At 70.9% G+C, this 21,573-nt stretch carries 18 protein-coding genes; 6 read left to right on the top strand and 12 right to left on the bottom strand.

The window, feature by feature from the left end; translation table 11 throughout:
• Nucleotides 1-49: 49 nt before the first annotated feature.
• The 3 genes from ACQPWZ_RS04315 to ACQPWZ_RS04325 are packed head-to-tail and all read right to left on the bottom strand — an operon-like array spanning nucleotide 50 to nucleotide 3,174.
• Complete coding sequence (locus ACQPWZ_RS04315) at nucleotides 50-910, bottom strand: carbohydrate ABC transporter permease (RefSeq protein WP_433570698.1); 861 nt, start codon at nucleotides 908-910, stop codon at nucleotides 50-52.
• On the bottom strand, nucleotides 907-1,875 hold the full coding sequence (locus tag ACQPWZ_RS04320; protein ID WP_433570699.1) for a carbohydrate ABC transporter permease: 969 nt from the start codon (nucleotides 1,873-1,875) through the stop codon (nucleotides 907-909). Before ACQPWZ_RS04320 ends, ACQPWZ_RS04315 begins: the two co-directional genes overlap by 4 nt.
• A 12-nt stretch (nucleotides 1,876-1,887) precedes the next feature.
• Entirely contained in the window at nucleotides 1,888-3,174 is a 1,287-nt protein-coding gene (locus tag ACQPWZ_RS04325) for an ABC transporter substrate-binding protein (RefSeq protein ID WP_313947807.1), read from the bottom strand.
• A gap of 313 nt (nucleotides 3,175-3,487) precedes the next feature.
• Here ACQPWZ_RS04325 and ACQPWZ_RS04330 point away from each other — a divergent pair, with 313 nt between their 5' ends.
• Nucleotides 3,488-4,498 carry a LacI family DNA-binding transcriptional regulator gene (locus tag ACQPWZ_RS04330; protein WP_405575767.1) on the top strand — a complete coding sequence of 337 codons (1,011 nt, stop codon included), beginning with the start codon at nucleotides 3,488-3,490 and terminating at the stop codon, nucleotides 4,496-4,498.
• Between the two features lie 37 nt (nucleotides 4,499-4,535).
• Here the strand turns inward: ACQPWZ_RS04330 and ACQPWZ_RS04335 are convergent, their stop codons facing one another.
• Together ACQPWZ_RS04335 and ACQPWZ_RS04340 are read right to left on the bottom strand one after the other, a co-directional pair.
• Complete coding sequence (locus tag ACQPWZ_RS04335; RefSeq protein WP_433570700.1) at nucleotides 4,536-7,073, bottom strand: SpoIIE family protein phosphatase; 2,538 nt, start codon at nucleotides 7,071-7,073, stop codon at nucleotides 4,536-4,538.
• Between the two features lie 54 nt (nucleotides 7,074-7,127).
• Entirely contained in the window at nucleotides 7,128-7,595 is a 468-nt protein-coding gene (locus ACQPWZ_RS04340; RefSeq protein WP_340471792.1) for a nuclear transport factor 2 family protein, read from the bottom strand.
• A 119-nt stretch (nucleotides 7,596-7,714) separates the two neighbouring features.
• Between ACQPWZ_RS04340 and ACQPWZ_RS04345 the strand changes: the two genes are divergently transcribed.
• From ACQPWZ_RS04345 to ACQPWZ_RS04355, 3 genes are all read left to right on the top strand, one after another.
• Nucleotides 7,715-8,296, top strand: coding sequence for a TetR/AcrR family transcriptional regulator (locus tag ACQPWZ_RS04345; protein ID WP_383244031.1), 582 nt, complete (start codon nucleotides 7,715-7,717; stop codon nucleotides 8,294-8,296).
• 92 nt (nucleotides 8,297-8,388) lie between these two features.
• Nucleotides 8,389-9,312 (top strand): MurR/RpiR family transcriptional regulator, encoded by a 924-nt coding sequence (locus ACQPWZ_RS04350; RefSeq protein WP_340471794.1) that lies wholly within the window; start codon nucleotides 8,389-8,391, stop codon nucleotides 9,310-9,312.
• Between the two features lie 477 nt (nucleotides 9,313-9,789).
• Nucleotides 9,790-10,182 carry a hypothetical protein gene (locus tag ACQPWZ_RS04355; RefSeq protein ID WP_433570701.1) on the top strand — a complete coding sequence of 131 codons (393 nt, stop codon included), beginning with the start codon at nucleotides 9,790-9,792 and terminating at the stop codon, nucleotides 10,180-10,182.
• A 43-nt stretch (nucleotides 10,183-10,225) separates the two neighbouring features.
• Here ACQPWZ_RS04355 and ACQPWZ_RS04360 read toward each other — a convergent pair whose 3' ends face one another.
• A complete protein-coding gene (locus ACQPWZ_RS04360) occupies nucleotides 10,226-10,963 on the bottom strand; it encodes a Clp protease N-terminal domain-containing protein (protein WP_433570702.1) in 738 nt (245 codons plus the stop codon).
• 206 nt (nucleotides 10,964-11,169) lie between these two features.
• Between ACQPWZ_RS04360 and ACQPWZ_RS04365 the strand changes: the two genes are divergently transcribed.
• Nucleotides 11,170-12,507, top strand: a complete 1,338-nt coding sequence (locus ACQPWZ_RS04365) for a S1 family peptidase (protein ID WP_433570703.1) — start codon at nucleotides 11,170-11,172, stop codon at nucleotides 12,505-12,507.
• Between the two features lie 58 nt (nucleotides 12,508-12,565).
• Here the strand turns inward: ACQPWZ_RS04365 and ACQPWZ_RS04370 are convergent, their stop codons facing one another.
• Nucleotides 12,566-13,192 (bottom strand): hypothetical protein, encoded by a 627-nt coding sequence (locus ACQPWZ_RS04370; protein ID WP_340471798.1) that lies wholly within the window; start codon nucleotides 13,190-13,192, stop codon nucleotides 12,566-12,568.
• A gap of 26 nt (nucleotides 13,193-13,218) precedes the next feature.
• The gene (locus ACQPWZ_RS04375) at nucleotides 13,219-14,316 is read right to left on the bottom strand and encodes a chemotaxis protein (protein WP_340471799.1); all 1,098 of its coding nucleotides are present in this window, start codon (nucleotides 14,314-14,316) and stop codon (nucleotides 13,219-13,221) included.
• Between the two features lie 249 nt (nucleotides 14,317-14,565).
• Between ACQPWZ_RS04375 and ACQPWZ_RS04380 the strand changes: the two genes are divergently transcribed.
• Nucleotides 14,566-15,993, top strand: coding sequence for an MFS transporter (locus tag ACQPWZ_RS04380; protein ID WP_433570704.1), 1,428 nt, complete (start codon nucleotides 14,566-14,568; stop codon nucleotides 15,991-15,993).
• A 448-nt stretch (nucleotides 15,994-16,441) separates the two neighbouring features.
• Here ACQPWZ_RS04380 and ACQPWZ_RS04385 read toward each other — a convergent pair whose 3' ends face one another.
• The 4 genes from ACQPWZ_RS04385 to lnt all read right to left on the bottom strand — a co-directional run bounded on the left by ACQPWZ_RS04385 (nucleotide 16,442) and on the right by lnt (nucleotide 21,478).
• Entirely contained in the window at nucleotides 16,442-18,385 is a 1,944-nt protein-coding gene (locus ACQPWZ_RS04385; protein WP_433570705.1) for a helix-turn-helix domain-containing protein, read from the bottom strand.
• 80 nt (nucleotides 18,386-18,465) lie between these two features.
• Nucleotides 18,466-19,269 (bottom strand): 3-hydroxybutyrate dehydrogenase, encoded by an 804-nt coding sequence (locus ACQPWZ_RS04390; RefSeq protein ID WP_340471802.1) that lies wholly within the window; start codon nucleotides 19,267-19,269, stop codon nucleotides 18,466-18,468.
• Nucleotides 19,270-19,324: 55 nt separating this feature from the next.
• Nucleotides 19,325-19,807 carry an NUDIX hydrolase gene (locus tag ACQPWZ_RS04395; RefSeq protein ID WP_340471803.1) on the bottom strand — a complete coding sequence of 161 codons (483 nt, stop codon included), beginning with the start codon at nucleotides 19,805-19,807 and terminating at the stop codon, nucleotides 19,325-19,327.
• Nucleotides 19,808-19,843: 36 nt separating this feature from the next.
• Nucleotides 19,844-21,478, bottom strand: a complete 1,635-nt coding sequence (gene lnt / locus ACQPWZ_RS04400; protein WP_433570706.1) for an apolipoprotein N-acyltransferase — start codon at nucleotides 21,476-21,478, stop codon at nucleotides 19,844-19,846.
• Nucleotides 21,479-21,573: the final 95 nt, after the last annotated feature.

The raw sequence follows: 21,573 nt of genomic DNA on the forward strand, positions 1-21,573 counted from the left end.
GGAGAGGTGTCCTCGTTCTGTGGTGCGACGGCGATGGGGGGCCGGGCGGTCAGCCCTTGACGGCCCCCTCACCGACACCGCGGAAGAAGAAGCGCTGCAGACAGGCGAAGAGGATGATCAGGGGCAGCACGGCGATGATCGTTCCGGCGGCGACGAGGCGTTCGTCGTTGGCGAAGGTGCCGTGCAGATAGTTCAGGCCGATGGTGAGCGTGAAGTTCTGCGGATCGCTGAGGACGATGAGCGGCCACAGGAAGTCGTCCCAGGCGCCCATGAAGGAGAAGATCGCGACCACCGCGAGGGTGCCCTTGACCGAGGGCAGGGCAATACGCAGGAATCGCTGCCACACGTTCGCGCCGTCGACATAGGCCGCCTCCTCCACCTCCTGCGGGAGGCCCAGGAAGGCGTTGCGCATCAGAAGGACGTTGAGCGCTCCGATGCAGCCCGGCAACAGGACCGCGATCAGGGTGTTGTTCAGGCCGAGGTCCCGCATGGTGGTGAACTGGGCGATGATGATGCCCTCGACGGGGACGAGCATCGCGAGGACGAAGGCGAGCGTCGCGGCCCGGCGTCCGCGGTAGCGCATCCGGGCGAGCGCGTAGCCCGCGAGTGCCGCGCCGACGCAGTTGGTGACCACATTGGTCGCGGCGACCTTCAGGGAGTTGAGGGCGTAGTCCCACACCGGGATGGTGTCGGCGACGCGCGTGTAGTTGTCGAGGGTCGGCTCGCTGGGGAAGAACTTCGGAGGGGAACTGAAGATGTCCTCGTGCGGCCCCTTGAGCGAGGTGGACAGCTGCCACAGGAAGGGCCCGACGGTCAGGGCCAGTACGGCGAGCAGCAGGAGGTAGCGCAGGACGAGCTGCCAGCCCGGGATCCGCCGGCCTTCGGCGTCCGTCACCCTGACCGCGTTCACGCGTCCTCCCGGCGGTCGGCGCGGAGCACGAGCAGCATCAGGGCGACGGTGACGACGAAGACGACCACCGAGATGGCGGAGGCGTAGCCGACGCGCCCGGACAGTCCGGTGCCGACGCGCTGGACGAGCATGACGAGCGTGGTGTCCTCGCCCGCGGGCCCTCCGCTGGGGCCGGCCATCAGATAGACCTCGGAGAAGACCTTGAAGGCGGCGACCGAGGAGAGGGCCCCGACGAGGACCATGGTGGAGCGGACGGCGGGCACGGTGACGGTGACGAAGCGCCGGACGGGGCCCGCCCCGTCGACGGCCGCGGCCTCGTGGAGTTCACGTGGCACGTTCGCCAGCGCGGCCAGATAAATGATCATGTAGTAGCCGAGGCCCTTCCAGACCGTCACCGCCATGGCGCTGCCGAGCAGCAGCCACTGGTCGCTGAGGAAGCCGACCTTGCCGACGCCCACCGCCTCCAGGACGGCGTTGATCAGCCCGCGGTCGTCCAGCATCCACACCCAGATCAGACCGACGACCACGATGGAGGCGACCACCGGTGTGTAGAAGGCCGACCGGAAGAAGGTGATACCGGGGATGTGGCGCTGCACGAGCATCGCGAGCAGCAGCGGCAGGATCACCAGCGCGGGCACCACACCGAGGACGTACAGGGTGCTGTTGCGCAGTCCGATCCAGAACATGTCGTCGTGGAGGAGTTCCTCGAAGTTGGCGAGGCCCACGAACTGTCCGGGGATCAGGGTGCGGCGGTCGGTGAAGGCGTTCACCAGCGTGCTGATGAAGGGATACAGGCTGAACGCGCCGACGATCAGCAGACCCGGTGCGGCGAACAGCCAGGGACTGGTCGGCAGTTGACGCCTGATCGGGCTGCCGGGGCGGCGGCCGCCGGAGCGGGCCGCCCCTTTCGGCTCGAAACGCTCCGGCGGGCTCGCCGCGGCGGAGGAAACGGTGGAGGTGGTCATGGCGGATCCGGCTCAGCTCTGCTGGAGCAGCCGGTCGCAGGCCTTGACAGCGTTGTCAAGCGCTTCCTCGGGGCTCTCCTTGCCCTGGAGCGCCCGCGCCACCGCATTGCGCAGCTCGGTCTTCATCTGCTCGCTGAACAACACCGGTGTGTAATTGACCGCTGTCTTCAGGGACTTGGCGGCCGCGACCCGGACGCGGGTCTCGTCGCTGCCGTCCTCCTTGGTGAAGTACGGGTCGTCCAGGGAGCCCGCGGTGCTCGGGAAGATGGCGACCTTCTTGGCGAACTCCATCTGGCGGGTCGCGTCGGTCACGAAGTGCGCGAAGGCGACGGCGGCGGGCTTCTGCTGCGACCGGGAGTTCACCATCACGCCCATGACGTACATGTTGGCGTGGCCGGTGCTGCTGACCTGGTCGGTGATCCCGATGTTCTTGTACAGACCGGGCGCCTGCTTCTTGAAGTTCCCGAGGTCCAGCGCGCTGCCCGGGTTCATGGCCACCGACTCGGTCAGGAACTTGTGGCCCGCGGACTCGGGCGTGGCCGTGAGTGCCTGCGGATCAAGCGCCTTGGCGTCGTACAACTCCTTGTACTTGGTGAGGAGTTCGACGCCCTTCGCGTCATTGAAGGCGAAGCCGGTGCCCTCCTTGTTCATCAGCGGGACGTCGTAGCGGCCGAAGTCCTCGATGGTGGGCACATTGGCCAGGGTGGCGATCTTCCCCTTGCTCTTCTGCGCCAGCTGGAGCCCGGCCGCGAAGACCTGGTCGTACGTCTTCGGCGGCTGTGCGGCGTCGAGCCCCGCCTCGGTGAGGAGCCGCTTGTTGTAGAAGAGCGGGCCGGTGTTGAGATACCAGGGGAAGGCGAAGGTGCCCTCCATGCCGGGTATCCGATGGCTCTGCCAGGCGCCTTCCAGATACTCCTTGCGGTACTGGGAGGCGGCCTTGTCCAGGTCGAGGGCGAGCCCGGCCTTGGCGAGCGGGGCGACCAGGTCCGGCGAGACGTTGACGACGTCGGGCAGAGTGCCTCCGGCGGCATCCGCGCTGATCTTGTCGGCATAGCCCTCGGCCGGCCGGTCGACCCACTTCACGTCGGTACCGGGGTGCTGCTTCTCGAAGTCGGCGATCAGGCCGTTGAAGTAGTCCTTGAAGTTGGCCTGGAGGTTCCAGGTCTGGAAGGTGATCCGGCCCTCGACCTTGCCGGAGGCGTCGGACGAACCGGTGTCCGATGCGCCGCCGCAGGCACTCAGCGGCAGGACGACGGCGATGACGGCGGCAGCGGCGAATGCCCTGCGGTTGATGCGCACGGTGAACGGCTCCTTTGCTCGGACCAGACGTGCGGACGCCGGAGCTGCGGCCACCGGCTGTTCACTGCGACCAGACCCTGCAAGTGAACTGCCCGTGAAGTCAAGACATTCGCGCCAACTAATGCGTTCCGCTCTGCATTAGTCCAGGTCAGAGCCGCGCGAGCAAGCACTTGCGGGGATCAACTAAAGCGCTTTAGGCTACAGGCGCTCAAGCGCTTTAGTACGACGGGTGAAAGGGGCCCCAGTGGCAGCGGAAACACCGCCGGGGGCGGCGGGTCCACCGTCCAGGCGGGCACCGGTGCGTCGCCCCACGATGAAGGACATCGCCCGCCGTGCCGGTGTCTCGGAGAGCGCTGTGTCCTTCGCGCTGAACGACCGGCCGGGGGTCTCGGAGATCACCCGCGACCGGGTGCGCCGGGTCGCCGAGCAGCTGGGCTGGCGGCCGAGTACGGCCGCCCGTGCGCTGTCCGGCGAAGGCGCGGCGACGGTCGGGCTCGTCGTGGCACGGCCCGCGACGACGCTCGGCGTGGACTCGTTCTTCCTCCAGTTGATCTCCGGCATCCAGGAAGTGCTGTCGGAGCGTCACCTCGGTCTGCTGTTCCAGGTGGTGGAGGACGTGGCGGACGAATGCGCCGTCTACCGCCGCTGGTGGGCCGAACACCGCGTGGACGGTGTGCTGGTGGTGGATCCGCGGACGGACGACCCGCGCCCGGCGCTGCTGGACGAACTGGGACTGCCCGGGGTCGTCATCGGCGGGCTGCCCGACGGACACCCGAATCTCTCCCAGGTGCGGGCCGACGACACCGGCGCGATGGCCGTGATCGTCGGCCGGCTGCACGAGCTCGGCCACCGGCGGATCGTGCACATCGCGGGTCTGTCCTCGCTCGCCCACACCGACCGGCGCATCCGCTCGCTCCGCGCGGAGGCCGAGCGGCGCGGCCTGGCCGAGGCCCGTTCGGTGACCACCGACTACTCCGACACCGAGGGTGCCGCGGTGACCCGGCGGGTGCTGACGGGCGAGGCGCCGCCCACCGCCCTCGTCTACGACAACGACGTGATGGCCGCCGCGGGCGCCGCCGTGACGAGCGGTCTGGGTCTCCACGTGCCCGGCGACGTCTCGATCGTCTCGTGGGAGGACTCGGTGCTGTGCCGGATGGCCCACCCCTGGCTGACCGCGCTGTCGCGGGACACGGTCGCCTTCGGGCGGCTCGCCGCCGAGGAACTGACGGCCCTGCTGGACGGGGGCGCGGCACGGACGGTGCGGGTACCGCTCCCCCGGCTCCTGGAACGGGAGAGCACGGCGACCGCGCCGGGCGCGGGCTGAGACCGGTGTTGCGGAAGGTGACCCCGCCGACGGGGCGCTACGCCCAGCGGGTGGCGAGCAGCAGCGCGATGTCGTCGGGCCGGTCCGCCGCCTGTCCGGCCTCCTGGATCAGGCGGTCGGCCGTCTCGGCCAGGGTCAGCGATCCGCATTCGGCGAACGTGGCGCACAGCCGGTCGATACCGACGTCGATGTCGCGCCCCGGCTCCTCGACGAGACCGTCGGTGAACAACGCCAGCACCGCGCCGGGCTCCAGACGCAGTTCGGTGACCGGATAGGTGGCGGCGGGGTCGACGCCGAGAACGACTCCGCCCGCCAGGTTGAGCACGTCGGTCCTGCCGTCGGGGTGCCGCAGCAGCGGCTGCGGATGACCGGCCCGTACGGCCCGCGTGATGCCGGTCGCCGGGTCGACGACGATGTAGCAGCAACTGGCGAACTGGCCCGGGTCGAGGTCGATGAGCAGCCGGTTCGTACCGGTCACCACCTCTTGCGGATCGTGGCCGGCCAGCGCGAACGCCCGCAGCGCGGTGCGCAGTTGACCCATCGTGGCCGCCGCGGACACCCCGTGCCCCTGGACGTCGCCGATGACCAGGGCGATCTTGTCACCTTGCTCGACCACGTCGTACCAGTCGCCGCCGACCTCCATGCCCTGGGTGCCGGGGAGGTAGCGCCCCACGGTCGCGGCATTGCTCAGGACGGGCAGCCGGTGCGGCAGCAGGGCATCCTGCAGTCCGCGGGCGAGCGCCGCCTCGCTGTCGTAGCGCTGGGCGCGCTCCAGCGCCTGGGCGATGAGTCCGGCGAGCGCGGTCAGCACCGTACGTTCCTCGGGGCTGAATCCGCGCGGCTGGTCGAAGCCGAGGATGCAGGAGCCCACCGGCCGACCGGAGGCGATCAGCGGCAAGAAGGCCCGCGCGCCCACATGGGCGTCGAGGGGGATGCCGGGATAGGCGGTTGCCAGATGCTCCATCGACTCGAAGAAGATCGGGCGTCCGGAGGTCAGGGTTTCGACTCCGGGCAGCCGCGCGTCGAGAGCCACGCCGTCGAAGCGGTCCAGGAACCCCTGCGGGAAGCCGGTCTCCCAGGCCAGGTAGAGGTGTCTCTCGTTGAGCAGATAGATCGCCAGCTGCCGGCCGCCGAAGGCCGGGAGCAGTTCCTCGGTGACCACGGCGGATACCTGACGTGCCGTGACGGCCTCGGTCAGGGCGATGGCCAGGGCGACCGGACGGTAGAGCGCCGAGGCGCGGTCGGCCGGTGAGCCGAGCCCGGCGCCGGGGGTGATCACCGAACCCGGGGCGTACGAGGGCTCGTCCGCGGGCGTGAGGCTCGCGGTCAGACCGTCATGGCCGGGGAAGAGGGAGACGGACAGCCACTCGTCCTCGGTCCGCCGGGCCATGAAGTGCACGGCGGTGTGGGACATCATCGCGGCCCGGTAGTGGTCCTCGTAGGCGGGGTTGCCGAGCCAGGGCACCACGTCCCACAGGATGCGCCCGGTCAGTTCGGGCGCGCCGCGCTCGAACATCTTCTCGGCGCGCTGGTTGAGGTAGGTGATCCGCCCGAGCCGGTCGAGCGAGAAGATCCCGCGGGGCAGCCGCTCCGTCGCCTCGGAGATGATCGGCCCGGTGCCGAGGTCCACCAGGAACCCGGTCAGACGGTCCGCCTGTCCGGCCTCGGGCGGGCCGGCGCGGCGGCCCGTGATCTCGAGCAGATGCGGCCGGCCGTCGGGCCCGCGCAGCCGCATTCTCCGGGCCACCGGTCGGCTGGAGTCGAGCGCCTGCCGCGCGACGGCCCACAGGCCGAACATGTCCTCCGGCGACAGCCGTTCGGTCAGCGCCTCGATCGTGCCCGGGAATCCCTGGGGATCGGCGCCGAGGATGGTGCACATGTCCTCGTCAGCCGTGACGGTTCCGCTGCTCAGCTCCCACTCGAAGTGGCCGATCCGTACGGGGGGTGTGGTGAGGGCGGGCAACTGGACGGGGACCGGTTCGCCCTCCCAGGCGACGGGCGAGCCCCGGGCGCTCAGTGCGGCGAGCGCGGCTCCGAGCCGCCGGGCGGCGTTGTGGATCCGGTGGCGGTCGCTGTTGTCGACCGGCTGCCCGGCGGTGGCGCGCCGCAGAACCACCAGGACGCCGAACCTCTCGCTGTCGGCGACGACGGGAACGTAGAGCGATCCGAAGGGGAAGGGCAGGCCCGCCATGAGCTGTGGGAAGCGCCGCATCGCTTCCTCGGCGTCCGCCAGGTGGACGGCGCGTCCCGATCTGTAGGCCTCGGCGACGGGGAACGGCCTGTTCACATGCATGCGCCACCAGGGCTTGAACAGGCGTTGCGGCAGCCCGGCGAGCACGGCCAGCCTCAGGAGTCCCTCGGATTCGGACCGGAGATAGACGCCACCGGCGAACCCCCCGACCGCTTCGATGGCGCTCACGGAGGCTTGAGCGAGTACCAGCTCCAGTTCGTCGGGAACTCGGCGGTCGCTCTTCCCTGTCCCGGCCGTGACCCCGCGCCGATCCTGCGGAGTGTGCCCGGCCGCGGCGTACCAGGTCACACAGTAAGAATGCCCTCCCCCAGCCGTATCGCGCATCTCTGTCGACAGAGATCGTGCGCCACGGTCGCGGCCGGCGTCCCGGCGGGCGTCTCAGAATCCGAGCTCCGAGAGTCCGGGGTGGTCGTCGGGGCGGCGGCCGAGCGGCCAGTGGTAGGCGCGGTCGGACTCCTGGATCGGCGCGTCGTTGATGCTCGCGTGCCGCACCCGCATCAGACCGCTCTCGTCGAACTCCCAGTTCTCGTTGCCGTACGAGCGGTACCACTGGCCGGAGTCGTCGTGCCATTCGTAGGCGAAGCGCACGGCGATACGGTCGCCGTCGTACGCCCACAGCTCCTTGATCAGGCGGTAGTCCAGCTCCCTGTCCCACTTGCGGGTCAGGAAGGCGACGATCCTGTCGCGTCCGGCGAACCGTTCGGCGCGGTTGCGCCAGCGGGAGTCCTCCGTGTAGGCGAGGGCGACCTTTTCGGGCGTGCGGCTGTTCCAGCCGTCCTCGGCGAGGCGGACCTTTTCGACGGCGCTCTCGCGGGTGAAGGGCGGGACGGGAGGACGGAGTGACATGACGTCTCCTTCGGTGCCGGAGGTGAATCCCCGGGCGGGCTCCACCAGCGGAGAACGTGCGTTCTCCGCGCTGCGATGTAGGTTAGGAGAACGATGATTCTCGCGCAACTGGAGCACCGATGGACCTGACGGAAGCGCGCACGAAACTGCTCGACGCGGCCGAGGAGCTGTTCTACGAACGAGGCGTCCAGGCCGTCGGCATGGACGAGATCCGTTCCGCGTCCGGCGTCTCCCTCAAGCGCCTCTACCAGGTCTTCCCCTCCAAGGCGGAGCTGCTGCGGGCCTACCTCGAACGGCGCGACATCCGCTGGCGCACGCAGGTCATGGAGTACGCCGACAGCCGGGCGGACGGGGAGGAACGCATCCTCGCCGTCTACGACTGGCTGCGGGACTGGTTCGCGGAGCCGGACTTCCGGGGCTGCGCCTTCATCAACTCCTACGGCGAGCTCGGCGCCGTCGACCCGGCCGTCGCCGAGGCGGCCCGCCACCACAAGAGCGCCTTCGGGGCCTATGTGGCGAGCCTGGTGAAGGACGCGGGCCGGCCCGCGGAACTCGCCGGCCCGCTCGTCCTGCTCGCCGAGGGCGCGATGGCCACGGCGGCCATCACCCGCTCTGCCGACGCCGCCGGGCAGGCACGGCAGGGTGCCTCGATGCTGCTGCGGGCGACGGAGCCCGCGTCCACGCAAGCATCCGGAATGTGAGACGACGGGTCCCACACCTGCCGGAAGTCTCCCTGCCGACCCGGACGACTGAGCTATCTTGAGCGAAAGTGGGACGAGAAGGAGTGACACCGGTGCCATCAGGGCAGCAGGCACGCGCACAGGCGTCTGCGATCACGCCGGGGAGACTTGCTCCCGACGCGGAGCCGGCCCCCACGGACAGGGTTCTCGCCCTTTTCGGCGGCCACCGGCTCTCGCCGGGACAGCGGCGGATCGCGCAGTACATCACCGACCACCTCACCGAGGCCGCGTTCCTGTCGATCACGGACCTCGCGGAGCGGGTGGGGGTCAGCCAGCCCTCGGTGACCCGGTTCGCCTCCTCGGTCGGCTTCAGCGGCTACCCCGCGCTCCGCGAGGCGCTTCAGCCCATCGCGCTCAGTGCGGTCGCGGGCTCGCCCGACTCGCGCGAGCAGATCCGCCGCAACGAACTGCAGGCCGCCGTGGATGCCGAGATCGAGAACCTCGAGAATCTGCGCCGGGTGCTGGCCGACACCGACCAGGTGCTGGACGTCGGCCGTGAACTCGCCCGGTCGGTTCCGCTCACCGTGCTCGGACTGCGGATCTCCGTCTCGCTCGCGGAGTACTTCGCCTATGCCGCGCGCCGGATCCATCCCGATGTGCGCACGGTGACCCGCGGCGGCAGCGTCGCGTACGACGCACTCCTTCAGTCACGGGCCGCGGGCGGCACCTGGGTGCTGGCGTTCGCGATGCCACGGCATGCCAACGAGACGCTCGCGGCGATGCGCGCGGCCCGCAGCACGGGGCTGCGCGTCGCGCTGATCACCGACCTGTCACTCGGCCCGATCGTGGACGAGGCCGATGTGGCCCTGACCGCCGCCACCGGCTCGCGGCTCGTCTTCGACTCCTACGCGGCGCCGGGCGTCCTGTCCGCCGCCCTGCTCCAGGCGATGGCCGACGCCGATCCGCAGCGCACGCAGAGCCGTCTCGAAAGCTACGAGCAGGCCGCCGAACAGCACGATTTCTTCCTCGAGGACTGATCCGCCGGCTCATCGCCGGTGGAATCGATCGGGACGTTTCATGCCTCATCGTGCATGAAATTTTTCATACCCTTGCTTACTCAACGGTATATATATTTACTGCCCTGGTGGCCCCGGGTTCCTCCGGATCCCAGGCCGGCCCGCACCGTCGCCCAGGAAGGTCGGCACCGCCCCATGCACACCTCGCCACGCCCCGCCGCATGCGGCGCACTCCGCCGAGATCTGCCGGGGCCGGACCGGCTCACGGGTGTCATCGGTACGGGCGACCACGGCGATCCGGTACGAGCCCCCTAGCACGGACACCGGGGTATGACGCTCTCCTCCTCGCGTCCCGCCCCTCGGTGTTCCGTCCGGGCACCATCCGCCCCCTGCGGATGTGCCCACCCGGCGGCCCCGGTCAACCCCTGGGCCGGGGCCGCCAGAGACTCCCCAGGCCAGCGACCCTGTGCCGATCCGCCCCATCCGGAAGCGACGACGATGTCCCAGACCTTCACCCCGATCGACTCGGACTGGCCGGTACAGGTCAAGACCCCCGGCAACCACGACTGGGAGCGCACGGCGGCGCGCTGGTTGCGCGATCTCCTGCCGGCCCGCTACGCCGGCTACTCGACCCTGACCCGCCATCACATCCTGCTGGCCCGCCATGCGCAGTTGCAGCTCCAGCACGAGATGCGGACCGTACGCGTCGCCCTGCAGACCTGCCGGGCCGAACTGCCCACGCTGGGGGTCTCCGACCAGATCATCGAGAGCACCATCCGGCTCTACGCCGTCGAGTTGGAGCAGCTGAACCGGCTGGCGCGGGGCGTTCGGCTCATCACGGAGGCCCTTCTCGCGGGCAATCACGCCCAGCGCAGGCGCTCCGCCGTGTAGGACCTCGTGGTGTGCCCCGCGCGCCGACCGTCGGGCACACGTCTCAATCCTGCTGGTGGGCGGCGATGATCGCCGCCACGGCGTCGGCGATGTGGGCCTCGGCGGCGGCCTTGTCGACGCCTGACGTGGTGAGCACACCCGCGCCGTCCTCGAACTCCAGCAGGGCAAGCACCATGTGCTCGGTGCCGATGTAGTTGTGGCCCAGACGCAGCGCCTCACGGAAGGTCAGCTCCAGGACCTTGCGCGACGACGCGTCGTACGGGACGAGGTCGGGCACCTCGCCGGCCGCGGGCGGCAGTGCCGCGGTCGCGACCCGGCGGACGGTGTCCAGCGTGACGCCCTGCGCGAGGATCGCACGGGCGGCGAGCGCGTCCGGCTCGGCGAGCAGCCCGAGGACGAGGTGCGCCGGTCCGATCGTGTCGTTCCCCGCGGCGTGCGCCTCGTTGTGAGCCGCCATCAGGCAGTTCTTGGCGCGCTCGGTGAACCTGCTGAAACCCTGGCTGGGGTCGAGATCCGACTCGGCGCCGCCCTTCGGGACGAATCGCTTCTGGGCCGCCTGGCGGGTGACACCCATGCTCTTGCCGATCTCCGTCCACGAGGCACCGGAACGCCGGGCCTGGTCCACGAAGTGACCGATCAGATGGTCGGCCACGTCACCGAGGTGATCGGCGGCGATGACCGCGTCCGACAGCTGGTCGAGTTCGTTGGAATGGACCTTCTTGATGGCCTCGATGAGGTCGTCGAGCCGTACGGGATGGGTCGTGCGACCGGGATTCTCCATGTGTCAACCGTAGGTTGACACCCCGCGGAGTGTCAACCTTGGGTTGTCACTGCCTCCTGCCGTCCGGCCTCCGTCGGCCTCGGCTTCACGTCGACCCGCGGCGCGGTGAACTGTCGGCCGCCTTCCCACGTATGGAAGGAGGGCTCCTGATGTCCGGGTGCCCTCGGCGTTCGGAGCGGCGTCGCGCAACGACCAAGGGGCCAGGGATGACGCACGCACGACGCAGACTGCAGCGGATCGCACGGCTGGCCGCCGTGGGAGGACTGCTCTGCGGAGGGCTGATGGTCACGGACGCCGTGGCAGGTGAGGCCCCCGGACCGGGAGCGGGCGGGACACCGGCCAATGACGTGGGCACCCGGCTCGTGTCGGAGCTCGGCACCTCGCGCACCGCGGGCACCTGGATGGGCGACGACGGGCGCGAGGTCGTGGCGGTGACCGACGAGGAGGCGGCCGAGGAGGTCGAGCGTGCGGGGGCGCGTGCCAAGGTCGTGCGGTACAACATGAGCCAACTGCGCTCGGCCACCGATGCGTTGGGCCAGGCTCCACGGGTGCCCGGCACCGCGTGGTCACTGGACTACGCGACCAACACGGTGTCGGTGCAGGCCGACAGCACGGTGTCGGCGGCCGCCTGGGACCGGCTGTCCGCCGCCGCCGAGAAGATCGGCGCGTCCGTACGGATGGAGCGCACCGCCGGGTCGTTCACCACCAGGATCAACGGCGCCGAGCCGATTCTCGCCGGCGAGGGCCGCTGTTCCGCCGGCTTCAACGTCACCGACGGCCGGGCCAACTTCGTCCTCACGGCGGGCCATTGCGGTCCCGCGGGGACCACCTGGTTCCAGGACAACAGCGGCAGCAAGCCGGTGGGCAACATGACGGTGAGCAGGTTCCCCGGCAACGACTTCGCACTGGTGCAGTACCAGAACGGCGAGATCCCCGGTGGGCCCAACGTGGTGAACATCGGGGGCGGCCAGGCCGTCCAGATCAACGGGGCCGCCGAACCCTTCGTCGGCCAGCAGGTGTTCCGCAGCGGCAGTACGACCGGGCTGCGCACCGGACAGGTCACCGGACTGAACGCGACCGTGAACTACCCCGAGGGAACGGTCGTCGGCCTCATCAAGACGACGGTGTGCGCCGAACCCGGTGACAGCGGGGGCCCGTTGTTCGCGGAGGGTCTGGCGCTCGGCGTGACGTCGGGCGGCAACGGCGACTGCACCAGGGGCGGCGTCACCTACTTCCAGCCGGCAACCAAGGCGATGGCGGCCCTCGGCGTACGTCTCACCGGTGGCGGCGCCGCCGCGAACGGCGCGGCCCAGGCACCGCTCAACCCCGACCTCCCGCCGCCGAACACGGCGGGCGGCAACGCCCCCCTCAACCCGGGCGGGGGCGAGGGACGCACGGTCACCACCATCCTCGGACCCGAGGCGGTCGCACCGGGGTTGATCGTCATCACGGTGAGCCTGCTCGGGCTGATCGCCACCCGGTCGATCTGGTCGGCACAGGACCGCCGGGACTTCCGCAGCCACTACACGCAGAGTTGGGGCTGACGGAGCTTCCGGCAGCTACGGGCTGTCGGGGTTGTCGGCTCCGACACCGCATGGGCGTTCAGTACCGCTGGGCCTTGGCCACCGTGGGAGTGAGGTTCAGATCGGCAGGCTTCCTGCTGATGGCCAGCGGCTGGGCGCTCTTGCCCGGCGCGAGGTCCTGGGCGCCGACAACGCGGCTCTCCACGACCTTGCCGGAGGAGTCCCTGAAGTCGACCTGCACGGCGTACGAAGCCTCCTCGTCCGTGCTGTTGGTGATGTTCACGATGACGGCGCGCAGACCACCGGTCTCGGCCACGGGCTTGCCGCGGAGCGTGACGTCGGCCTTGGCGTTGCCGCCGCCCTTCACGTCCTTGAGCTCGTCGGCGGCTTCCTCGTTCGCCCGCCCCACCTCGGCCGAGATCGACGACTCGAGGGCGGAGGCCGCGGCGGACGCCGACGAGGCGGCGGCCGAGGCGGCCGCACGGGCCGAGGCCGCGCCGGAGGCCAGGGCGGACGGCACGTCACCGGAGAAGGAGGCGGTCTCCGGGGGTGTCGGGCGGGGACTGGGATACGAACTGCTCGTGGAGCCGTTGTAGTCGTCGCCGCACGAGACGAGCCCGGTGACGCCCACCGCCACCATGACCACGGTCGCCGCCGCGGCGACGGGCCGCCGCATGCTCGGCCGGCGTGGGGATGCTGCGCTCATCGGAGGTCCTTTCCTGCTTCTCGCGCTCAGTAGCGCAGGGCGCTCGCGATTCCGCCGACGTCGGCCAGCGTGCCGTCGGGGACGAACCGCACTTCGGCGCCGGTGTCCAGCGACCGTTCGACGATGTCGTCGACAATGTCGTCCAGGGCGTCCAGATCGCCCGGTTCCGCGGGATTGAGGTGCTCCCCCGTGTCCCGCACGGTCTCCCGGTAGTTCTCCTCGACCGCGAGGAGTGCCACCCGGCCCGTCGCGACGTTCTGCCGGATCTCGTCCACGCCGGCGGCGAACGCCCGGCGCCCGCGGGCCCGGTCCAGCTCCGCCAGCACATCGGCGACGTCCTGCTCGGCGCGGGCCTCGGCGAACGGCCGCACGGCCTGCCCCACCGCGTCGGCGGGTCCCCTCGCGAGGCCTCCGTGCGGGATGCGGGCCGCGGCCTTGGCGGCCACACCGCCGACGTCGCCGAGAAGGGCGAGCGCCGCCGCTTCTCCGGCCACGTACAACGGCCGGGGGTGGGACGCCAGGACGGCGCTCATCGCGGAGTCGGCGTCGCGCAGGAACTGACGGGTGAGTTCGTCGCTGAAGGTGCTGGGCAGATCGCCGATCCGCTCCTTGCGCTCGGCGTCCGGGTCTTCAAGGCTGCGGGTCAGCGGGAACGCCCCGGCCTCCTCCTCGGTGACGCGGTCCGTCGTGCCGCTCCACAGACTGGCGCGGTCGGCCGAGACGGCCAGCACCCAGAACGGCCGCTCGGCAGCATGCGCCGAGACGAGATTTCGGGTCAGGAAGGTGTCCGAGAGCACCACCCGCTCGGGAACGGTCCGGCCGAGCGACCAGACCTGGTGCTCCCCCGGCGCGGCGAAGACGACGAGTCCGTCCTCGGCATGGGCCAGGTCGACTTCGCCCAGTGCGCGGTCCAGCTGTTCGGTGACCTCGCTGCGGGTCTCCCGGGTGACAGCGGGATCGGCCTGAAGCTGTTCCTTGGCCGCGGCCATGAGATTGCGCAGCCGGACGGGATCCTGGGCGTTGTCCGGTTCGCGACGGTGCGTGGGCATCAAAACCGTAACTGCCGGATAGGGACGCTGCTGACGCAGCTGGGCCAGGGCAGCAGAGCTGAGTGCGGGGCGCATGTGAACCCTTTCCAGGCTTGTCGCCACATCAACAGATGAACCATATGTCCGTTTACAGCGACCGGCAGAAGATGGAGCCCGACCCTGCGGAAACGCGGACTTCGGCGACGGTCGAGCGCGGGCGCATGGGCGGTCCACTCACCACCGGCGGCTGAAGTATGGTGTCCCACCACATGTGCCGGTGACCTGCGTGTTTCTACGGTGTGGCGACATCGCAACGTCCCCGTCCCCCGCCCGGAAGTGGTGACCATGGCTGCCTCGGCAACCGCTCCCCCAGCTCCAGCCCGTCTGCGCCGCATCGTCGCCGCGAGCCTCATCGGCACCACCATCGAGTGGTACGACTTCTTCCTCTACGGATCCGCCGCCGCGCTCGTCTTCAACAAGCTGTTCTTCCCGGGCTCCGACCCGCTCGTCGGCACCCTGCTCTCCTTCCTCACCTACGCCGTCGGCTTCGCGGCCCGTCCACTCGGCGCGCTGGTCTTCGGCCACTACGGCGACCGGCTCGGCCGCAAGAAGCTGCTGGTGCTGAGCCTGCTGCTGATGGGCGGGGCGACCTTCGCGATCGGGCTGCTGCCGACGCACGCCACCATCGGCACGGCGGCGCCCGTACTGCTCACCGTGCTGAGGCTGGTGCAGGGCTTCGCGCTCGGCGGTGAGTGGGGCGGCGCCGTACTGCTGGTCTCCGAACACGGCGACGCCGAACGCCGCGGTTTCTGGGCGTCCTGGCCGCAGACGGGCGCGCCCGCAGGCCAGTTGCTGGCGACCGGTGTGCTGTCCGCGCTCACGGCGCTGCTGTCGGACGCGGCGTTCACGTCGTGGGGCTGGCGCATTCCCTTCCTGCTCTCCGGGGTCCTGGTGATCGTCGGCTTGTGGATTCGTCTCTCTGTCGATGAATCCCCGGTGTTCAAGGCCGCGTTGGCCCATGCCGAGCAGCGCAAGGCGAGTGACGCGGGAGCCGAGAAGATGCCGCTCGTCGCCGTGCTGCGGCACCACTGGCGGGATGTGCTGGTGGCGATGGGCGCGCGCATGGCCGAGAACATCAGCTACTACGTGATCACCGCGTTCATCCTGGTGTACGCCACGACAGCGGTTGACCTGAGCAAGCAGACCGCGCTCAACGCCGTACTCATCGCCTCCGCCGTGCATTTCGCGGTGATCCCCCTGTGGGGCGCGCTGTCGGACCGCATCGGGCGCAGGCCGGTCTATCTGATCGGCGCGATCGGGGTCGGGGCGTGGATGTTCCCGTTCTTCGCTCTCATCGACACAGCGAGCTTCGGGTCCCTGCTGCTCGCCGTCACCGTGGGGCTGGTGTTCCACGGCGCGATGTACGCACCCCAGGCGGCCTTCTTCTCCGAGATGTTCGCGACGCGCATGCGCTACTCCGGTGCCTCCATAGGCGCGCAGTTCTCCTCGGTCGCCGCCGGAGCGCCCGCCCCGCTCATCGCGACCGCGCTGCTCGCCGACTTCGACTCGTCGACACCGATCGCCCTGTATGTGATCGCCGCGGCGCTGATCACTGTCGTGGCCATCGCCTGCGCCCAGGAGACCCGTCACCGGGACCTGGCGGACGTCGACGCGGCGCGGCCCGGGGGCAGCGACAGCGACCTCAAGGAGTCGGCCGGACCGGCCGCGGCTCCCGCTGACGGCACCCCGGCGAACGCGCGGACCACTGCCTGACACCACAGACCGACGGCCGGCACTCCCGGCCCTGCACGCCGCGCGGGCTCTCCCCGGAGCCCGCGCGGCGGCGTGTTCGGCGGGCAGCGTTGGCGGAGCTCGGGTGGTGGCGCCTTCGCCGGGCGACGGTCACGGAGCCGGCGGGACGCAGGCAGCGGGCATCGGGCAGCGGCCTCGGGCCCAGGCAGGGACTCTTCCCAGCGGCGCGCAGGCATGGCGCCGGCTCCCACCCGCCGGGCGCCTCCGGCAGGCAGCGGCCTCGGGCCCACGAGGTAGGCGCACACTCAGCGGGCAGCGGCCTCGGGCCCGGACGGGGGACGCGGCCGGCGGACAGCAGGCCACGGCGCGCCGAGTCCGACCCGCGGCCGGGCGGTCAGCCCAGCCATCCCCCAGGCCCCCGGCCCGGCCCCGGCCCGAACGGGACCACACCATCCGCGCGGCAGCGCCGCTAGCGGGCCACCGCCTCCGACATCGCGTGCAGCCGCAGCGCCAGTTGGATCTCCAGCGCTCTGCCGGGCGACTGCCAGTCGGGACCGAGGAGCCGCCCGATGCGCTCCAGTCGCTGGGCCACCGTGTTCACATGGACATGCAGCTCGTCCTTCGTACGGGCCGGGCTCATCCCGCTCGCGAAGTACGCGTCCATGGTGCGCACCAGATCGGTGCCGCGCCGGCGGTCGTAGGCGACAACCTCGCCCATCGTGCGACCGACGAATCCGTCGATGTCCCCGGGATCGGCGAGGAGCAGACCCAGGAAGCCGAGGTCCTGCGCCGCGGCACCCTGGCCGGCCCGGCCGAGCAGTCGCAGCGCGTCGAGGCAGCGCCGCGCCTGGTCGTACGCGCCGGATATCGGGCTCGGGTCGTCCGCCGGCACGGCGACCGGCGCGGACGCCCCGACGGTGACCGACTCCCGCAGCGCACCGCCCAGTTGCCGGGCGGCGCGGCGGGCGAGTTCGGAGGCGTCGTCGTCGGGGCCGAGCGGCAGCAGCAGGACCGCTCCCCCGTCCCGCGCCGCGGCCAGGCCCGAGCGGGTCGCCGCCAGATGCGAGGCGGCTGCCCACAGCCGCTGGCGGTCGGCGCTCTCGCGCTCCACCGCGGTGCCCGCACCCGGGCCGCCGGCGCCCCGGGCACTCGCGCCGCGGCCCGCGCTCTCGTGTTCGGGCACGCCGGAGTCCGGTCCCTCCATCCGCGCGGCCAGCACCACATGGGGAACGTCGAGATCCGCCCCCAGCCGGGCCGCCCGCTCCCGCAGCAGTCGGGGGTCGCGGTCCGGGGCGTCGAGGAGGTCGTCGAGCAGCTCGCCCCGTACGCGCTGTTCGGCCTCGTGGGCCGAGCGGCGGGCGAGCAGCAGGAGGGAGGTCACCATCGCACCGCGCTCCAGGGTGCGCCGGTCGACGGGATCGAGATCGGCATGGCCGCGCAGCACCAGGGCGCCGAGGTCCTCACCGCCGGCCGAGACGGCCGCCACCCACTCCTGCCCCCGTCGTATCGCGCGCCCGTCCGCGCCGGGTGCGTCGGGGTGGTTGTCGGTGAACCGGACCGTACCGTCGAGGACTTCGGACAGGGCGGCGGCCACATCGTCGACGCCGCCGCCGCGCAGCACCACCTCGGTCAGCCGGTCATGCACCTCGGACGCGCGCTCGATGACGCCGCTGTGGTCCCGGATGATCTCGTTGGCCTTCTCCAGTTCGGCGAGAGCCGTGCGGGTCTCGGCGAGCAGATTCGCGGTGTCGATGGCGACGGCCGCATGGGCGGCGAAGGAGGCCAGCAGCGCGACCTGTCCCCGTTCGAAGACTCTCGCCCGGCGGTCGGCGGCGAACAGCACACCGATGACCTGGCTGCCGAGCATCAGCGGCACACCGAGGATCGCGACGAGGCCTTCGTCCCGTACGGCCGTGTCGATGGACGGTGTGTGCTCGAAGCGGGCGTCGTCGAAGTAGCTGTCGGTGACATAGGGGCGGGCGGTCTGGGCGACGAGACCGCCGAGACCCTCTCCCATACCGAGCCGCACCTGCTGGAAGCGGGCCGAGACCGACCCCTCCGTGACCCGCATATAGGTGTCGCCGGCCGATGGGTCGTTGAGGCTGAGGTAGGCCACTTCCGTGCCGAGCAGCGAGCGGGCCCGCTGCACGATCGCGCGGAGCACGGCGTCGAGGTCGCGGAGTCCGGCGAGGTCGTGGGCGGTTTCGAACAGCGCGGAGAGCTCGGCCTCGCGTCGGCGCCGGCCCTCCAGCTCGGCGCGCACCCGCAGCGCGAGCTGCTTGGCGTGTTCGAGGGCGGCGAGCGTCTCCGGTCCGGCGCCGCTCGCACGGGCGAGCAGCGCCGGCCGGTCGTACGCCTCCGCGGCGGCGCCGCGTGCGAGGAGCTCCAGGTAGTCGGCTTGATCGTGGGACATGGACACAGGATTACCTGCCGTACGGGAGGTGGCACCAGCCCTGTGGACGAGTGGACCGTTGGGGACAACCGGGTCACCCCTCAGTGCGCGGTCCAGCCGCCGTCGAGGGCGATCGAGGTGCCGGTGATGAACGCGGCCTGCGGGGTGCAGAGATACAGCACCGCCTCGGCCACTTCCTCGGGCTCCACCAGGCGCTTGACGGCGGAGTCCTTGAGCAGGACGTCGGCAAGCACCTGGTCCTCGGGCAGGGAGTGGGCCGCCGCCTGATCGGCGATCTGCCGCTCGACGAGCGGGGTGCGCACATAGCCGGGGTTCACACAGACCGAGGTCACACCATGGGGGGCGCCTTCCAGGGCCGCCGTTTTGGAGAGCCCTTCGAGACCGTGTTTTGCCGCCACATACGCGGACTTGAAGGCGGAGGCGCGCAGCCCGTGGACGGAGGAGATGTTGACGATGCGCCCCCAGCCCTGCGCGTACATGTGCGGCAGGGCGCCTCTGATCAGCCGGAACGGCGCCTCCAGCATCACGGTGAGCACCGTGTGGAAGACGTCCGGCGGAAAGGCCTCGATGGGCCGGACCAGCTGGAGACCGGCGTTGTTGACCAGGATGTCTGCGCCTGCGGCCGCCGCCTCCGCCGCGTCGAGGTCGGTGAGATCCAGGACCTGGGGCTCGACGGCTCCGCCGGCTTCCGTGCCCAGCGCGGCGAGCGTCTCCAGCCCGTCGGCGTCCCGGTCGACGGCCCTCACCTTCGCCCCCGCGGCCGCGAGCCGCAGCGCGCAGGCGCGGCCGATGCCGCTCGCTGCCCCGGTGACGAGTGCGGTGCGGCCGCCGAGATCGAGGTCGACCACGGGAGGAGGAACGCCAGGTGTGGTGGGGGACGTCATGCTGCGAACCCTAGGCAGCGATCATTCCCCGACCGATGTGGTCACCACCCATACTTCACTGGTCATGCATAGGTTGGAACCATGCCGGTCCCTCGGCCAGGGCCTGCTTGATCCGGAAGTGCGCGAATTCCTTGAGCTCCGGCAGCGCATCCACGGCGAACCAGCCGACCTCGAGCGACTCGTCGTCGTTGACGCAGGCCACGCCGCCCACCGCCCGGCAGCGGAAGGTGATGTCCATGAACTGGCACCGGTCCCCGTTGGGATAGGTGACCGGCTCCGGCAGCGCCTGGACGAGCACGACCCGTTCGGCGACACAGCGCACCGCGGTCTCCTCGTACACCTCGCGCACGGCGGTCGCGGCCGGCTCCTCGCCGGGCTCGGGGATCCCGCCGATGACGGACCACCGGCCGTTGTCCGCGCGCCGTCCCAGCAGCACCCGCCCCTCGCCGTCGAAGACGATCGCGCTGACGCCGGGCAGAAGAAGCAGCTGGTTCCCGGCGGTGGCCCGGATGTCGCGGATGAAGTCGGGGGTAACCATGGCTTCGACCCTAACGGCCCGCCGGGCGCAGCCGGGCTATCCGGCGTCGCCGGTGCCCGGTGCGACCGGCTCGCCCGCCGCCGCCCGCTCACGCCGCCCCCGTACGCCCTGCACGGACACCACGCCGACGCCGCCTGCCGCGATCAGCAGCAGCGCGATCTCGGGCCAGGTCCCGAGGCGCGTCGCCGGGGTGAGCGAGGAACGCAGCGGCACCTTCGCGACCAGAGCGTCCGGTGTGAACATCTCCGTCCGCTGGACGATCTTTCCGTCCGGCATGATGACCGCGCTGACGCCGCTGGTCACGGGGACGACGACGGAGCGACCGTGTTCGACGGCCCGTACTCGCGACATGGCCAGCTGCTGATACGTCATCTCGCTGCGGCCGAAGGTCGCGTTGTTGCTGGGCACGGAGATGAGCTGGGCGCCGTGCGTGACGGTGTCCCGTGCCGCGTCGTCGAACGCGGCCTCGAAGCAGGTGACGAGACCGACCTTCGTGCCCGCCAGGTCGAAGACACCGACCTTGTCGCCGGGGCCGAAGTCGCGGCGGACCCGGTCCACGTCCGAGCTGAACAGCCGCACGACGGAGCGCATCGGGATGTACTCGCCGAACGGCTGCACATGGCGCTTGTCGTAGGTGTTCACCGGACCGCGGTCGGGATCCCACTCGATCAGGGTGTTGCGGAGCTTTCCGGTGTCCGGGGTGACCACCGCGCCGACGACCGTCGGCACCCCGATGGCCTTCACGGCCTCGTCGATGACGAGACGGGCGTCGGCGTTGCGGTACGGGTCGAGGTCGGAGGAGTTCTCGGGCCACAGCACGAAGTCGGGCTGGGCCACCTTCCCGGCCTTGACCTCCGCGGCGAGCTCCTCGGTACGCCGCACATGGTTGTCGAGCACCGCGCGCCGCTGGGAGTTGAAGTCGAGCCCGAGGCGGGGCACATTGCCCTGGATCGCGGCCACGGTGGCGGTGCCGTCCTCGGCGGCGTCGTCGACGAGCGGCAGCGCCGCGAGCGCCGCCGTCACCGGGACGAGCACGGTGAGCAGTGCGGCGGCCATGGGACCGCGCGGCAGCGCTCCGGTACGCCGGAAGTCGATCACCCGCCTGACCGTCTCGTACAGCCCGAGACCGCACAGAGCCACCGCGAAGCCGAGCAACGGTGTGCCGCCCACCGCGGCGAGCGGCAGGAAGACGCTGTCCGCCTGGCCGAACGCGATCTTGCCCCAGGGGAAGCCCCCGAACGGCACTCGGGCGCGAGCCGCCTCACCGGCGATCCACACCGCCGCGCTCCACACGGGCCAGGCCGGTAGCCGGCTGACCGCGGCCATGCCCATACAGGCGAGCGCGACGAAGACCGCCTCGATCGCCGCCAGCGCGATCCACGGCAGGGGGCCGACCTCTTCGCCGGTCCAGCTGAGCAGCGGCAGCAGGAAGCCGAGACCGGTCAGGTAGCCGAGACCGAACGCGGGCCGCAGCCGGCGCCCGTACAGGGACCAGCCGAGCAGGGCGAAGGCGGGAAGCGCCAGCCACCACAGGGGCCTGGGCGGGAAGCTCAGGAAGAGCAGCACTCCGGCCAGAGCCGCGGCCCCGGGCCGGACGATCCGGCGCAGCAGCGGCCGGAGCCCGGAGGGGGCGGACGGTGGAGTGTCGAGGGCGGTGACGGTGGCGCTCACCTGGCGGAGTCTACGGCGGCAGGCCGTGCGGGCGGCAGTCCGGTCCGGCGACCGCCCGCGGCAGCGGAAGCAACGTTCCTGCGCAAGGCATCCAC

Source organism: Streptomyces sp. CA-251247 (assembly GCF_050952975.1).
GTDB lineage: Bacteria > Actinomycetota > Actinomycetes > Streptomycetales > Streptomycetaceae > Streptomyces > Streptomyces achmelvichensis.